14 protein-coding genes and 1 tRNA gene are annotated in these 15,227 nt (G+C 64.8%); 7 read left to right on the top strand and 8 right to left on the bottom strand.

Annotation, left to right across the window (positions count from 1 at the left end; translation table 11 throughout):
- From L0G76_RS01195 to yczR, 4 genes are all read right to left on the bottom strand, one after another.
- A partial coding sequence (locus L0G76_RS01195; protein ID WP_304355605.1) for an Ada metal-binding domain-containing protein occupies positions 1-1,228 on the bottom strand: 1,228 nt, incomplete at its 3' end.
- A gap of 32 nt (positions 1,229-1,260) precedes the next feature.
- Positions 1,261-2,229, bottom strand: a complete 969-nt coding sequence (locus L0G76_RS01190; protein ID WP_304355604.1) for an arsenic resistance protein — start codon at positions 2,227-2,229, stop codon at positions 1,261-1,263.
- 10 nt (positions 2,230-2,239) lie between these two features.
- Positions 2,240-3,031: a YggS family pyridoxal phosphate-dependent enzyme gene (locus L0G76_RS01185; protein WP_304355603.1), complete on the bottom strand. Its 792-nt coding sequence runs from the start codon at positions 3,029-3,031 to the stop codon at positions 2,240-2,242.
- A gap of 23 nt (positions 3,032-3,054) precedes the next feature.
- A complete protein-coding gene (yczR, locus tag L0G76_RS01180; protein WP_304355602.1) occupies positions 3,055-4,506 on the bottom strand; it encodes a MocR-like transcription factor YczR in 1,452 nt (483 codons plus the stop codon).
- 136 nt (positions 4,507-4,642) lie between these two features.
- Between yczR and yczE the strand changes: the two genes are divergently transcribed.
- Positions 4,643-5,308: a membrane protein YczE gene (gene yczE, locus L0G76_RS01175; protein WP_304355601.1), complete on the top strand. Its 666-nt coding sequence runs from the start codon at positions 4,643-4,645 to the stop codon at positions 5,306-5,308.
- Positions 5,309-5,344: 36 nt separating this feature from the next.
- Here the strand turns inward: yczE and L0G76_RS01170 are convergent, their stop codons facing one another.
- Positions 5,345-6,718, bottom strand: a complete 1,374-nt coding sequence (locus tag L0G76_RS01170; RefSeq protein WP_304355600.1) for a pyridoxal phosphate-dependent decarboxylase family protein — start codon at positions 6,716-6,718, stop codon at positions 5,345-5,347.
- Positions 6,719-6,919: 201 nt separating this feature from the next.
- On the opposite strand from L0G76_RS01170, the gene L0G76_RS01165 reads away from it, so the two are divergent.
- From L0G76_RS01165 to L0G76_RS01150, 4 genes are all read left to right on the top strand, one after another.
- Positions 6,920-7,810, top strand: coding sequence for a TetR family transcriptional regulator C-terminal domain-containing protein (locus tag L0G76_RS01165; protein WP_304355599.1), 891 nt, complete (start codon positions 6,920-6,922; stop codon positions 7,808-7,810).
- Positions 7,807-8,718 carry a beta-keto acid cleavage family enzyme gene (locus L0G76_RS01160; protein ID WP_304355598.1) on the top strand — a complete coding sequence of 304 codons (912 nt, stop codon included), beginning with the start codon at positions 7,807-7,809 and terminating at the stop codon, positions 8,716-8,718. The genes L0G76_RS01165 and L0G76_RS01160 overlap by 4 nt, the downstream gene beginning before the upstream one ends.
- Complete coding sequence (locus tag L0G76_RS01155; protein ID WP_304355597.1) at positions 8,715-10,187, top strand: 3-hydroxyacyl-CoA dehydrogenase NAD-binding domain-containing protein; 1,473 nt, start codon at positions 8,715-8,717, stop codon at positions 10,185-10,187. The genes L0G76_RS01160 and L0G76_RS01155 overlap by 4 nt, the downstream gene beginning before the upstream one ends.
- A 76-nt stretch (positions 10,188-10,263) precedes the next feature.
- Positions 10,264-10,815 carry a YdeI/OmpD-associated family protein gene (locus tag L0G76_RS01150; RefSeq protein ID WP_304355596.1) on the top strand — a complete coding sequence of 184 codons (552 nt, stop codon included), beginning with the start codon at positions 10,264-10,266 and terminating at the stop codon, positions 10,813-10,815.
- Between the two features lie 50 nt (positions 10,816-10,865).
- On the opposite strand, the gene L0G76_RS01145 is transcribed toward L0G76_RS01150, so the two are convergent.
- Positions 10,866-11,108, bottom strand: a complete 243-nt coding sequence (locus L0G76_RS01145; RefSeq protein ID WP_304355595.1) for a family 1 glycosylhydrolase — start codon at positions 11,106-11,108, stop codon at positions 10,866-10,868.
- Between the two features lie 159 nt (positions 11,109-11,267).
- Between L0G76_RS01145 and helR the strand changes: the two genes are divergently transcribed.
- Positions 11,268-13,424 carry an RNA polymerase recycling motor ATPase HelR gene (helR, locus tag L0G76_RS01140; protein WP_304355594.1) on the top strand — a complete coding sequence of 719 codons (2,157 nt, stop codon included), beginning with the start codon at positions 11,268-11,270 and terminating at the stop codon, positions 13,422-13,424.
- On the opposite strand, the gene L0G76_RS01135 is transcribed toward helR, so the two are convergent.
- Together L0G76_RS01135 and L0G76_RS01130 are read right to left on the bottom strand one after the other, a co-directional pair.
- The gene (locus tag L0G76_RS01135) at positions 13,416-13,763 is read right to left on the bottom strand and encodes a DoxX family protein (RefSeq protein WP_304355593.1); all 348 of its coding nucleotides are present in this window, start codon (positions 13,761-13,763) and stop codon (positions 13,416-13,418) included. The genes helR and L0G76_RS01135 overlap by 9 nt on opposite strands.
- A 37-nt stretch (positions 13,764-13,800) precedes the next feature.
- A tRNA-Ala gene (locus L0G76_RS01130) sits at positions 13,801-13,873 on the bottom strand.
- Between the two features lie 138 nt (positions 13,874-14,011).
- On the opposite strand from L0G76_RS01130, the gene L0G76_RS01125 reads away from it, so the two are divergent.
- On the top strand, positions 14,012-15,220 hold the full coding sequence (locus L0G76_RS01125; RefSeq protein ID WP_304355592.1) for an NAD(P)/FAD-dependent oxidoreductase: 1,209 nt from the start codon (positions 14,012-14,014) through the stop codon (positions 15,218-15,220).
- Positions 15,221-15,227: the final 7 nt, after the last annotated feature.

The raw sequence follows: 15,227 nt of genomic DNA, 5'->3' as shown, positions 1-15,227 counted from the left end.
CAAGCAGGCGCTCGTCGACCTCGGTGCGATCACAGCCGGGCCCCAGGTCGATCGACCCCTCTGCCAGCTGGGTGCTCAACGTCCGGAGCGTGTCGATCCTGCGCCCCGGCAGCGACCAATGCTCATCAGGGATCTCTGCGATTGCCGCTGCCGTGGGGAACACTCGGTCGACGGAGTCGACCCTCAGGTCTTCAGGAAGGTCCTGTCCGAAGGCGGTCACCAGGCGATTCAGATGGGTCTGTGCGGCGACGACCGAGATCTGCTGCCCCAGGACGGTGCGAATGGCGAGCTCGACCGGGTCGCCGGTGCCCGGGGAGCGGATTCCCGGGCAGGTGTCGCTGAGTTCGGAGAGTCCCGCGTCCGTCAGGGTCGCACGCACGGCGCCGGGATCGGCGTCGAGGTCGAGGATTCGTCTGGCCCTGGCCACCGCGCTTCCGAGGTCGCGGGTGTCTGCCAACCGGAGGTGACATTCGATGAAGTCCCCGCATCCCGGAGTCAATGTCAGCACTGCCGGCCCATGTGCCAAGCGCAGTGAACGGGTGTAGCGGTCCTCGCTGACGTCCTCGACACCATCGATCGCGCGCACGCCCAGGTACCTGAACAGGTGAGCATGGTCGAGAGGTGGACGGTACGCGAGGCGGACGACGATGCTCTGTCCGCCGTGCACTTCTCCGGCACCGCTGCGCAGATCCCTCGGGCTGGATGAGTAGACGGCGCGGAAGGTGTCGTTGAACTGACGGATGCTTGAGAATCCGGCGGCGAAGGCGATCTCGCTCATCGACAGCCTCGTCGATTCGACGAGAGTGCGAGCCGTCCTCACACGTTCGGTGCGGGCGATGGCGAGCGGGCCGACCCCGAGTTCCGATTGCAGCACCCGTCCCAATTGGCGTGGACTGTATCCCAGCGCCGAGGCGAGACCCGAGATCCCAGACCGATCGACGAGGCCGTCCTGGATGAGTCTCATGGCACGGCCCGTGACGTCGGCCCGTATATCCCATTCCGGCGAATTCGGGCTGGCATCGGGCCGGCACCGCTTGCAGGCCCGGAAGCCCGCCTCCGCTGCTGCCGCCGCGGTCCGGTAGAAATCGACGTTCTTGCGCAGAGGAGTCCTCGCCGGGCAGGACGGGCGACAGAAGATGCCGGTCGAGGACACCGCAGTGAAGAACATTCCGTCGAAGCGTCTGTCGCGCCCGGCCACTGCCTGGTAGCACTGATCTGTGGTGAGCATATGACCATTCTGCTTCCGAATCCGAGACAATACTAGCGGTTTTCGGACACAGCAGCTCCCGGGAGGATACGCGGCACCACACGGACGAGGATGAGCATGACGACAAGCTCGACTATTGTCTGCGCGACGATTGCCGCCGGCCCGATGCCGTCGGCGGTGATGGCGCGCACGATCGGAAGCATGACGAGGGAGTTGCGTGTCACGCCGGTGAAGATCAGCGCTCGCCCCAGTCCCACGGTCACCGGAAGCAGCCGAGCGAGGACCCAGCCGAGGACGGTCATGATGATCGCGAACACGACGAAGGTCGCGATGGCCCCGCCCAACTCCGGCAGGTGCGGGGCGACCAGCGGCACCTGCGCGGCGGCGATCACGGCCAAGGTGAGCATCATCAGCGGGACCATAGACGTCGACACGACCTGGGCGGAGCGATCCACGACTGCAGATCGGCGGGCCAGGAGGCGGAGAGCGAGGGATGCGCCCAGCGGCAGAATGATGAAGATGACCAGCGCGGTGACGAAAGGGCCGGGGGTGATCGCAACGGCCGCGGCCTCGCCCAGAATGATCCACAGATAGACCGGCAGCGCGATGATCTGGACGAGCATGAGCACCGGAGTCAGTGCGAGCAGACTCGCATCGGCTCCGCCGGCCAGTCTGGTGAAGACCAGGACGTAGTCGATGCAGGGAGTGAGCAGGACGATGAGGACGGGCACGACGACCGTCTCATCCAGGGGCATCATGATGTGGAGGCCGGCGACGACGAGCGGAACAATGAGAAAATTCGCCAGTGCAACGGCGCCGAGGAACTTCATGTCTGTGAATGAATCTCGGACTGCATCGAAGGGAATGTCGAGGAATGTCACGAACAGAAGTGCGATGAGGCAGGGCGTGATCGCAGTGGTGGCCAGCGTTGCCGCTGCCGGCAGGGCCAGCCCGAGGAGGGCCCCTGTGAGTATGGCCGTGAGGTACCAGAGAACCTGATGTTTGGTCAGTGATGCGAGCACGTCGGAGGATTCAGCCGTTCTCAGGCCAGTAGTGGCTGTCGGGCAGTGCCCGCTTGCCGAAGATGGCCTGCCCCACCCGGACGCAGTCCGCTCCCTCTTCGATCGCCACTTCGTAGTCCCCGGACATACCCATCGACAGTTTTCCCGCGCCGATCAGATCGGGGTCGGTCTCCCGGATCCGATCCCGCAGCGTCCGCAGACGCTGGAAGCAGGTGCGAACACGGTCGATGTCGGAGGAGAACACCGCGAGGGTCATCACACCCTGCACATTCAGGGCAGAAAACTGCGGCAGCTCCCGCAGGAAGCCGAGCAGCTCTTCCGGCGGCATCCCGAACTTCGACTCCTCGGCGGAGGTGTTGACCTGGACATAGACGTCGAGGCGCCGGCCTGCCGCGTGCAGCCGTCGGTCAAGAGCAGCAGCGACCTTGAGCCTGTCGAGGGCCTGGAATTCCGAAGCGAACGTCGCAACATCACGAGCCTTGTTCGACTGCAGATGCCCGATCACCGCCCAATCGATGGTCAGGTCGGCCATCTCACCGGACTTCCGGTGGGCCTCCTGAACCTTGTTCTCGCCGAGCTTGTGGCAGCCGGCGGCAACGGCTTCGCGGATCCTCTCCTGCGGGACCGTCTTGCTCACCGGCAGCAGTTCGATCTCGCTGGGGTCCCGGCCGACACGATGGGCCGCAGACTCGATACGCCGATTCACCTCGGCGATGTTGATCCTGAAATCCTCCGCCGTTGTCGCCGTCGAATACTGTCCGTCGTGGTTGAGTCCCTCGTTCGCATCCATATCCTCGTCCATATCCTCATGGTAGCCAGACTGTCTCAGGCGACGGTCCGGGCCCGTCCTGCCGGAACACGGTCGGTGTACGTCAGAGCGTCGTCCCATGCAGCGGCCAGGCGGGGGCCGACCTCGTCCAGTTGCGTCTCGGAGACTGTGTAGGGCAGACGGATCCACCGGTCCAGTCCCCCGGCCGGGGCGAAATTGGGTCCGGCGACCAACCCGAGTCCGTGTTCCCGCGCGGCGATGGCAAGGGCACCAGAACGGTCCTCGGGCAGTCGACACCACAGGGCCATTCCGCCGCTGGGCACGATGACCTGCCACGTTGGAAGATAGGTGCGCACCTGGGCAGCGAGACCGTCCCTGGCCGCGCGCAGCTTCTCACGGTATTCGCCGACGATGGTCTCGTGGTCGCGCAGGAGTTCGACGGCCACGAGCTGTTCGAGCACAGGAGCGCCGAGGTCGAGGCTGAGACGCGTGGACGCCATCGAATCGATGCGGTGGGCAGGGATGCGCATCCACCCCACGCGCAGGCCGCCCCAGAAGATCTTGCTGGTGCTGCCGGCCGTGATCGAATCGGGCACGAAGGCCGCCATCGGCGTCGGTGTGGGATCACCGTCGAGGCCGAGCTCGACCAGGGACTCGTCGAAGATGGGCACCATGGCATTGCGCCTGAGCATGGCCCCGAGTTCGGGTCGCTGCTCCTCGGTCAGGAGTGCTCCGGTGGGGTTATGGAAGTCGGGGATGAGGTAGGCCGAACGCACACGCGTCTGGCGTGCGATGTGATCCATGGCGTCGATGTCCCAGTGATGCCCCTCGTCTCCCAGCTCGAGAGGATAGGGAATCAGGGAGGCACCGGCGCCTTCCAAGGTCGCGATCGCATTCGGATAGGTCGGGCTTTCGATGAGCACCCGGCCCCGGCCCTCGTTGAGTGCGCGCACGGCGATGGACACGGCTCCAAAGGCTCCCGACGTGATGAGGATCTGATCGGGATCGGTGCGGACACCGCGGGCCGTGTATCTCTCAGCGATCAGCTCCTTGAGCACGGGCAGCCCCGAGGGGTAGTAGCCGGTCCCGGGCAGATAGGCGTGGACCTGTGCGACCGCACGTTCATAGGCGCCCAGCAGCCAGGGCGGCGCCACCGAGGCGGTGCAGGTGAGATCGATCTCCGCCTCGTTCGCACCCGCCGGGGTCAGGAGATGATCGATGCGCCCGCCGGGCACCTCCGGCAGCTGAACCACGCTTCCGGAGCCGCGCCGGGTGAGGACGAAGCCCTGTTCACGCAGCTTCGCGAAGGCACGGGTGGTCGTCGTCCGAGACAGACCGGTCGCGGCGGCGACCTCCCGTTCACTGGGCAGCCTGGCTCCGACCGGGATGCGGCCATCGCCGATGGCACGGGAGATCCCAGCCGTCAGCGAATCGTAGGCCGGCCCGGGCCACGGACCGGTGCCGATGATGCCTGCCAACCGGGTTCCGCTCATCACTGGTGCGCTCATGGCAGCCTCGCTGTGTCGACGACTCATCCACCGTGTCGATGGTGATATGACCACTTTCTTCCAATTGGATCTTTTTTACAAAGCCAGTTAGGGACATGATGGTGGTATCAGCCAGATCGAACCGGAAAGACCTACGATGTCATCGACACCCGTGCCGAAGCGCGAACTCGCGAATATCGGCCCCATCCAGCAGCTCAAGAGCGGCCGACTCCCCCGCCGACTGCCGCAGCTGCTTTTCGGCCTCTACCTCTACGGTGCGTCGATGGCTATGATCGTGACGTCCGGGCTGGGCATGATGCCCTGGGACGTCCTCCACTCGGGCATCATCAAGCACCTGCCGCTGACATTCGGGACCATCGTCACGATCACCTCGTTCCTCGTCCTGCTCATCTGGATCCCGCTCAAGCAGCAGCCCGGGCTCGGGACGGTGCTCAACGCGCTCCTCATCGGACCGTCCCTCGACCTCACACGACTGTTCCTGCCCCAGCCCGAGGAGCTGGGGTGGAACATCGGGCTCCTCCTCGGCGGCATCGTCCTCAACGGAGTCGCCTCGGCGATGTACATCGGCTCACAGTTCGGCCCCGGCCCCCGCGACGGCCTCATGACAGGGCTGTCACGGGTCACCGGCAGATCGATCCGACTGGTGCGCACCCTCATCGAAGTCAGCGTGGTCATCGTGGGCTGGCTGCTCGGCGGCGTCTTCGGCATCGGCACCGCACTCTATGCCGTGGGCATCGGACCGATCACACAGTTCCTCCTGCCCACCTTCACCGTCGAACTCAAGCCCCGACGCCGGGCCTGAGGCTGACGCTGGGCCTGCAGGACGCAGCTGGGTCCATCACTCCATGGTGTCGAGAATATCGACGAGGTCCTCGAAGGTCGTGAGCGGGTTGACGATGGCGAACCGTGCGTTGGGGCGTCCCTGATGCGAGCTGGGCACGACGAATGCCCGCTGGTCCTCGAGCAGTCGGTCCGACCACTGCTGATAGTCCTCACGGCCCCACCCGTCGCGTTCGAAGACGACGACCGAGAGCTCGGGCTCACGGACGAGCCTGAGGTTCGGGCGCTTCTTGACCTCGGACCCGATCTGCATCGCCAGTTCGATCGAGTGGCCGATGGCCTCGCGGTAGGTCTCGGCTCCATAGCTGGCCAGTGAATACCACAGGGGCAGTCCGCGCGGACGGCGGGTGAGCTGAATGGCGTAGTCCGAGGGGCTCCACTCCTGTGACTCGGTGAGCGTGTCCAGGTATTCGGCGCGTTGGGTGTGCGCTCGCCGTCCCAGAGTGGGATCGCGGTAGATGAGCGCACATGCATCAAATGGTGCGAACAACCACTTGTGCGGATCGACGATGACCGAGTCTGCCGACTCGACCCCGGCGAACTTGTGTCGTGCCAGGGGTGAGAGCATGGCGGCCAGCCCATAGGCACCGTCGATGTGGAGCCAGAAGTCGAACTCGTCCTTGAGCGCGGCGATGCCGGCGATGTCGTCGATGGTGCCGAAGTTCGTCGTTCCCGAGGTCGCGACCACGGCGATGACCGCTTCACCATGTTCTTCGAGGGCGGCCCGGACGCCCTCGGGCCGCAGTATCCCGTCGTCGCCGGTGGCCACGGGCGCCACATCGACGTCCATCACGGCGGCCGCCGAGGCGACCGAGGAGTGTGCTTCGGCACTGCACACGATGACCCAACGTCCCGGCTTCTCGTCGCCGAGCTGGGCCTTGCGCGCATCACGTGCCGCAACGAGGGCCGAGAGGTTGCCGATCGTGCCGCCTTGGACGAAGACTCCGCCGGCGTTCTCTGGGAGCCCGAACTCACCGGCCAGCCATGTCAGGACCTCGTTCTCCGCGTGGACGACGCCGGCCCCTTCGAGCCAGGATCCTCCGTAGAGCGCGCTGGCGGAGACGACCAGATCGAATGCCACGGCGGCCTTCGTCGGGGCACTCGGAATAAAGGACAGGTACTTCGGGTGATCGGTGGTGATGCAGGCGGGGGCGAAGATGTGCTCGAAGATCGCCAGGGCACGAGACGAGCCGACACCGTCCTCGGTGATGGTCGGACCGGCCAGTCGTTTGAGTTCCGTCTCGGTCGTCGGATGGTCGAGCGGCGTGTCGACGGCCAAGGTGCGTCGCCGTGAGTAGTCGAGAACGAGATTGACGAGGTTTCGGGTCTCGTCGGAGACGACGTGCATACGGGAATGGAGATTGTCGTTCATGGGCTCCTCCGGTGTGGGATCGGCGTGATCGGACTGTCGGTTCATCACTTCGAGAGTATCCGTTCCTTCTCTGCTCGTCGCGCTCGTCGCTCTCGTGCGGGGCCGAATGTGGCACCGCTTCGCCCATATCACGGATCGCAAGTTCTGACTCCACGCCCACGCGGCTTGCGATTCGCGCATACAGACGATAGGTTGGGGGCCATGACGGATCGCAATGGAACCGGCGCCGGCGAGCTGGGCATCACGGCGCAGCGGGCCAAAGAGGCACTGCGGAGCAGTGAACTGTCTCAGCGGCAGGTGGCCGCGAGCATCGGGATCGATGAGACCAAACTGTCGAAGTCCCTGTCAGGTCGTCGCAGATTCGGCACCGCGGAGCTGCTCGGTCTGGCCACTGCAACCGGAGTGACTGTCAGGTGGCTGCTCGGTGACGAATCACAGGTGTCGGCGACCCCTCTGCGCTTTCGATCGGGATCCGACCCGACCCGTGGGCCGGCGCCGGATTCCTCACCGCGCAGGTTCATCGTGGAGACTGCATGGGACCTGTTCGCCCGCCATGGGTACGAAACGGTGCGGATCGCCGACATCGCTGAGGCTGCCGGAGTCTCGAACGCGAGCATTCACTACTATTTCGATGGAAAGTCCGACCTCTTCGACGCGACGCTCGACTATTCGGTCAAACTCGCGTTCGATCGCCAGATCGCCTGGCTCGGCGACGTCCCCAACCCGCACCGCAGGCTCGAACGTCTGCTCGAGCTGCAGTCGCCCATCGGCCGCACTGCACGCAGCGAATGGTCCATCTGGCTCCAAACCTGGGCCAGGCTCGGCCTTGAAGACCCCTATGGCTCCGATTACCCGGCGCACTACGAACGCTGGTCGCAGACAGTGCGCGCCACCATCGAAGCCGGCCAGGCCGATGGACAGTTCCGCCCGGGCGACAGCGAGGCAATGGCCGATGAACTGACGTCCCTGCTCGACGGGCTCGGGGTCAAGGTGCTCACCGGAATCATGGATGCCGCGACTTTCCGGCGCCGTCTCTCCAGCTATCTCAAACATGCAATAGTCAACCCCAACTCTGATGAGGAGTCATCATGAATCGCAAGGTCATTCTCACCTGCGCCGTCACCGGCGCCGGCGACACGGCGAACAAGAGCGAACACGTCCCGGTCACTCCGCGAGAGATCGCCGACGATGCGATCGCCGCCGCTCGTGCCGGTGCCTCGGTCGTGCACATCCACGTGCGTGACCTCGACACCAAGCAGGGCTCCCGCGAGGTCGCCCACTACCGGGAGGTCGTGCGCCTCATCCGCGCCTCCGACGTCGACCCCGTCATCAACCTCACCGCCGGCATGGGCGGAGACCTCGTCGTCGATCCGCAGGATCCGACCACACACATGCCGGGCACGGACCTCGTCAATGCCCTCGAACGACTCCCCCACGTCGAGGAGCTGCTGCCCGAGATCTGCACCCTCGACTGCGGTTCCCTGAACTTCGGCGACGGGTCGAACATCTACGTGTCCACGCCCGACATGCTGCGCGAGGGCTCGAAGAAGATTCAGACTCTGGGCGTTCGACCCGAGCTCGAGATCTTCGACACCGGCAACCTGTGGTTCGCCAACGTGCTCGTCGAGGAAGGACTCATCGACCCCCCGCCGCTCTACCAGCTGTGCATGGGGGTCCCCTATGGCGCTCCGGTCGATGCCGGGCTCCTGACGGCGATGGTGAACATGCTGCCCGCCGGTGCGCAGTTCACCTCCTTCGCCATCGGTCGCAATCAGCTGCCCTGGGTGGCCCAATCCGTGCTTGCCGGAGGTCATGCCAGGGTCGGACTCGAGGACAACCTGTACCTGGCCAAGGGAGTCAAGGCCACCAATGCTTCGCTGACTGAGCGTGCGGTCGACATCATCGAGGGCCTCGGCGCCGAGGTGGCAACACCGGACGAGGCCCGCCGGATTCTGGATCTGCGGGTGCAGACACCGATCGTGACGGGCAGCGACCTGTGAGCGCCGCTGCCTCTGATCCGTCCTACCCCGACCTCGACTCCATCACCACAGTCACCTGCATCGGAGCCGGCACTATCGGCGGAGGGTGGGCCGCCTATTTCCTCGCGCAGGGCTTCACGGTCCGGGTCTGGGACCCGGCGCCCGATGCGGCGGACAAGCTGAACCGCCTCATCGAGGCGGCCTGGCCCGCCCTGGCCGAACTCGACATGGTCGAAGGTGCGAACAAGGACGCATGGACGGTTCACACCGATCTCGCCGAAGCGGTGGCCGGTACCGGCTTCGTCCAGGAGTCGGCACCGGAGAGCCTCGAACTCAAACGCAGCCTCCTGGCGAGCATCGATGCTGTGTGTGACGAACACGTGGTCATCGGCTCCTCCACCTCGGGTTACAGCATGACCGAGATGGCCCTGGACGCTGCTCACCCGGAGCGACTCGTCGTCGGTCACCCGTTCAACCCGCCGTATCTCATTCCCCTGGTCGAAGTCGTCGGCGGAGAATCCACCGCAGCCTCGGCCGTCGATTGGGCCGCGGACTTCTACACCCGCATCGGCAAGTCCGTGATCAGGATGGATCACGAAGTCCCCGGTTTCATCGCCAACCGCCTCCAAGAGGCGCAATGGCGAGAAGCCCTGCACATGATCGACCACGGTGAGGCGACGGTGGAGCAGATCGACCGTTCCATCACCGACGGTCCCGGTCTGCGCTGGCCGTTCCAGGGCCCGATGCTCACTTTCCACCTGGCGGGCGGTGAAGGGGGGATGGCACATATGCTCGACCACTTCGGTCCCTCTCTGAAATCCCCCTGGACCCGGTTGGACGCCCCGGAGCTCACCCCGAAGCTGCGCGACGACGTCGTGGCCGGCTGTGATGTCGCGGCAGGAGACAAGTCGATTCCCGACCTCGTCGCCCACCGAGACGCGGGCATCATCGCATTGCGCAGGCTCACCGCCGGTCTCGACGGTGCACATGGAGCGGCACTGCAGCCCACCTCGGCGGAGGGCACCAGGGCAGAACCCGAACGACCGGCACCGATCGAACTCGACCCCTACCGGACCGAGGTCGCCTCAGAGTGGATTGACTACAACGGCCACATGTCGGAGGCCTTCTACGTCCTGGTCTTCGGTTTCGCCACGAACCAGGTGATGGATCAGATCGGACTCGACAAGGCCCATCGCGAGGCGAACTGCACCTCGCTCTACACGGTCGAATCCCATATCCGTTACCTCGACGAGGTCTCGCTGGGTGCTCATTTGGAGGTCGGTGCGAAACTCGTGTCCGCCGGACCCAAGAAACTGCATCTGGCCTATGAAATGCGAGTCGGAGGGCAGCTCGTCGCCACAGAAGAGATCATCGGGCTGCATGTGAACCAAGAGCAGGGCTCGACTGCTCCGTTCTCCGACGAGGTGATGGAACGCATCGGGCGGATTCGGCGCGAGTCTCCCGAGTGGGTCGGTCGAGCACTGGGTTGAGTCCGACACAGGCTGCGTCGGGGATCCGTCAGGATTCGAGAAGCCACCCGTCCGGGCGGAGGCTATTCTGGTGACCATGAGCACAAGCAAGAGCACCCCAACGGTCATCGAATTCTCCACGCAGCTTGCGGTCATCAACGACAGGCCGATCCTGCGCCTGCCCGCCGATGCCAGTGCGAAGCTGCCCTCCCGCGGTCAGGTCGCCGCCCAAGGGACGGTGGGCGGCGTCGAATTCACGACGGTGATCGAACCCGACGGCATGCGCGGGCACTGGATCAATGTCAGCCAGCAACTCTCCGCTGCTCTGGATGCGGAGGAGGCCGACACCGTGGACGTGTCGGTGACTCCGACGAAGGATTGGCCGGAGACATCGATTCCCGATGATTTCGGCGCTGCGCTCGAGGACGCACCCGAGCTCACCGAGGTCTGGGCGGGCCTGACGCCGATGGCGCGGTGGGAGTGGGTGCGGTGGATCCAGGCGGCGAAGAACGCAGAGACTCGAGCCCGGCGTGTGGAGGTTGCGATCTCGAAGCTGGAGTCGGGGAAGCGTCGACCCTGCTGCTTCGATCTGGCCTCCTGCACCGATCCTGAGCTTGCGAAGAGCGGGAAGCTCCTCGGCATCTCCTGACACCCGACTGTGCTCGGTACCAGCAGCAGCCCCACCCACGGCGGTCGGACTCAGGCCACGATCGGCGGGATGATTCGGACCCAGGAGATCGAGAACCGGTAACGGTCGACGCCGAGTGCGGACAGGAGTGCTGCATCTTCGGCGCTGCGGTGATAGCTGTCGGACCCGGGGTCGGCGCTGCTGCCGTCGATGACGTTGCTGGGATCATCCACGAAGTCGTCCCAGATGGAGCGTCCGCGTTCGTCCACCCTCCGTGCTCCCACGATCTGGAAGGCAGCGGTCGCGGCAGACAAGCGCAGACCACGCACAGTACGCAATGCCCGTGGGCCCACAATCGATGCCCCTGCCGTTATCAGAATATGCCACGGACAGGGCCTTGCCGCAAGGCCCTGGTCGGGGTGAACAATGGTGCTTTCACTGTTCCGATCGTCTGTTCCGACCATGGAGTCCCCTTGCCTGACACCACTTTTGATCTGCCCTCCCGGCTCTGGGCCAAGACCGACCCGAATCTCATCGCCGACGACGACCGCCACTTCGCCGCCATCGCCGCACGGCTGGACCGTGAACTCGCCGCAATCGACTCTCGGCTCGACCAGCTGCGGCGCTCGCCGGGAGGATCAGGCGAGGCCGCGCTCGAGCGTGATAGTGCCATCCACAGGCTGACCTCCGAACTGACTCTGCTGCGTCGTTTCGGCCTCGACATGTGCCTGGGCCGAATGATCTTCGCCGACTCGGGTGAGATCGTCTACATCGGCCGAATGGGACTGCGCGACGATTATGGAGACACCCTGCTCATCGATTGGCGGGCTCCCCTGGCCGAGCCGTTCTTCGCCGCCACACTCGCTTCTCCCATGGGCTTGTCCTCACGTCGCCGCTATCGCTGGTCGAACGGTCGGATCACGGACTACTGGGACGAGGGATTCACCTCGGCGACGGTCGACGACACCACGTCCCTGGACGACCAGGCCGCGTTCATCGCCTCTCTGGGCACGAGCCGTTCGGAGAAGATGCATGATGTTCTCTCCACCATCCAAGCCGACCAGGACTCGATCATCCGAGCTCCTGCCACCGGGCCGCTGGTCGTCGACGGCGGGCCGGGCACCGGCAAGACCGTGGTCGCCCTGCATCGTGCCGCCTACCTCCTCTATTCCGAGCCTCGCATCTCCAGCGGTGGAGGGCTGCTCTTCGTCGGCCCCAACCCGGCATTTCTGTCCTATGTCGATGACGTGCTGCCCCGTCTCGGCGAGGACGGTGTCCGACTGTGCACGCTCGATGATCTGGTTCCGGAGACCGCCACCGAAATCGAGGACGAGGACAGCGCTCGCCTCCAGGGAATCCTAGAGCCCGACGCAGTGATCGCACGAGCAGTGAGCATCTACGAAGAACCGCCGACAGCGCCCGTCGCCGTCGACACCTTGTGGGGCGAAATCATGGTCGGGCCGAGAGAATGGTCGGCCGCATTCGCCTCGGTCGACTCCGACGTCGAGCACAACACGGCGCGCGACCAGGTCTGGGACGAACTGCTGGGAATCCTCACGGAGATCGTCATCGACGCCGTCGAGGACGCGGAACCGGACGAGGTCCGCCGCTTCCTCAGTCAGGATCCCGAGCTGCGAGGCAACCTCACTGCCGCCTGGCCAATCCTTGACCCCTCGGACATTGTGGGAGACCTGTTCAGCGTCCCCGCCTACCTGTCTTTGGCGGCACCGAACCTGAGCGAAGCCGAGGTGGCGTGTCTACAGCGCGCCGAGGCCAGGGCGTGGACGCAATCCGATGTCCCGCTCCTCGACGCGGCCAGACGCCGCATCGGCGACCCGACCGATCTGAAAACGAGACGGCGTTCCGAGTCGGAAGCCGCTGCGCAACAGGATCGCATGGCCGACGTCATCGAGGATCTCATCGCCGCTGATGACAGCGAACTGATGCCCATGACGATGCTCAGGGGTGATGATATGACCGGTGCACTGGACGATCCGACCGGACGGGAGGCAGTCGCACCTGACCGTCTGGCCGGACCGTTCGGCCACATCATCGTCGACGAGGCGCAGGAACTCACCGACTCTCTGTGGCATATGCTCTTCGCCCGGTGCCCGTCGCGGAGCGTCACCATCGTCGGTGACCGGGCGCAGTCCCGGCATGGGTTCGCCCAGACCTGGGACGAACGGCTGCACGACTTCCATCTCGACATCACCCAGGTTCACCTGAGCATCAACTACCGCACCCCCGCCGAGGTGATGGCCGAGGCGGAGCCGGTGATCCGCAGCGTGCTCCCCCACGCCAATGTTCCCCAATCCGTCCGAGAATCGGGGGCTCCGGTCGCACATTCCTCGGTGAACGAGGTCCCCTCGTTGGTCAATGCCTGGCTGGCCGACCACGACGAGGGAATCGTGTGCGTGATCACCGTGTCACCGGACTCGTGGAGTCTCACAGCGAGTGATCGGGTCAGGGTCCTGGCCCCGGCTGCGGTCAAGGGACTCGAGTTCGACCTGGTGATCCTCGTTGACCCGGAGAGCTTCGGCACCGGCGTGCAAGCCGGGGTGGACCGCTATGTGTCGATGACCCGCGCCACCGCGGAGCTGGTCATCGCGACGGGCAAGTCGTCAGCGTGAGGCTCCGGACCGATCGTCGGCGATGTTCCACGACATCCACACGAGTGGGACCTGCAGCGGCAGACGCGCCAGGGCGATGGCGCGGGCTCGCGGTCTGCGCCAGTGCTTCTGCACCGTGTAGATGTTGGCAGGGTAGACCGCGATCATGAGTGCCGTGGCGGCAAGGCCGCCGAGTCGGCGTGTGGGTGGCAGCGCGAGCAGAGTCGCGCATCCGAGTTCGGCGGCACCACTGGCGTAGGTGAGGAATCGTGGATCGCCCAGTCGGGGCGGAACGATCGAGTCGAAGGTCTGTGGTCGGAGGAAGTGAGTGATACCGGCGGCACCCAGAAGACCAGTCATGGTCAATGTCTGCCAGTTCATGTCGAAATCACCTCTGTGGAGCTTAGGGGAATCGAACCCCTGACCTTTTCATTGCGAACGAAACGCTCTACCAACTGAGCTAAAGCCCCTTCCCTCATCACTTTACGCCGAAGGTCCCGTGCTGCACAAAACGGTGCCCCACCAGCGCGAGCCCTTCAACGTGATCGGTTGACTCTCCGGGAGAGCCGGTACAAGGTGGAAGAAATCTCCTCGCGAAAGGACAGGCAATGGCCCAGGAGTTCGGAACTGTCATCATCGGCACCGGAATCGGCGGCGGAACCGCAGTCGAGGCTCTGCGAGACGGCGGCTACACTGCATCGATCGCTCTCATCGGTGCCGATCCGGCAGCGCCCTATTACCGTCCTGATCTGTCCAAGAAGGTCATGCTCGAAGGTTCCGATCCCGAAGAGTCGGCACTGCGCGGTGAGGACTGGTATCCCGCCCACGATGTGACCACATTCTTCGGCACCGGCGTGACCGAACTGGACCCGAAGAGGCAGAGCATCACTCTCGACGATGGAGAGACCATTTCCTACGGACAGGTCATCCTGGCCACCGGGTCCACTCCGCGAACCTTGGACGTGGCGGGGGCTGATCTGGGCAATATCCACACCCTTCGCGATGCCGGTGATGCTGTTGCCATCCGTTCGCAGTTCGGCCAGGGCAACAAGGTCGTCATCATCGGCGGCGGCTGGATCGGGCTCGAAGTCGCGGCGGCGGCCCAGAACGCCGGCTGTGATGTCACGGTCGTCCTGCGGTCGTCTCCCCCGCTGAAGTCTGTTCTCGGAACGGAAATCGGTCAGCACTTCGAAGACCTGCACCGGGCCAACGGGGTCGAGTTCGTCACCGATGCGGATACGACCGGATTCTCCGGAACGAAGGCCGTCGAATCCGTGACGACCAGTGCCGGAGACCTGCCTGCCGATCTCGTCGTCGTGGGAATCGGTGCGGACCCCACCATCGACCTTGCCGTTTCCGCCGGTCTGGACACCGATGACGGCGTCATCGTCGATGCGCACATGCGCTCGAGCGACCCCAATATCCTCGCCATCGGCGACATCGCCGCAGCCCAGAACACCCTGCTCAACCAGCGATTGCGTGTCGAACACTGGGACAATGCCGTGCGCCAAGCCGAAGTCGCAGCAACAACCATCACCGGTGGGGACAGGGAATACGACTGGGAACCCTACTTCTACACCGACCAGTACGATCTCGGCATGGAGTACGTCGGCCACGGCCTCAGTGACGACGACGTCGTCATCCGCGGCGACAAGGCGAGCGGCGAATTCATCGTGTTCTGGACACGCGGCGGAACAGTCACCGCGGCGATGAACGTCAACATCTGGGACGTCGGGGACGAACTGCGCGCACTCATCGGCACGAGCGTGTCCGCCGCACGCCTGCAGGATGAGTCCATCGAACTCACGGAACTCTGAGTTCTGC

The sequence above is a fragment of the Brevibacterium picturae genome, assembly GCF_030453725.1.
GTDB classification, from domain to species: Bacteria; Actinomycetota; Actinomycetes; order Actinomycetales; family Brevibacteriaceae; genus Brevibacterium; species Brevibacterium sandarakinum_A.
Note: the sequence above shows the minus strand (reverse complement) of the source record. Positions and strands in the feature narration are given on the sequence as shown.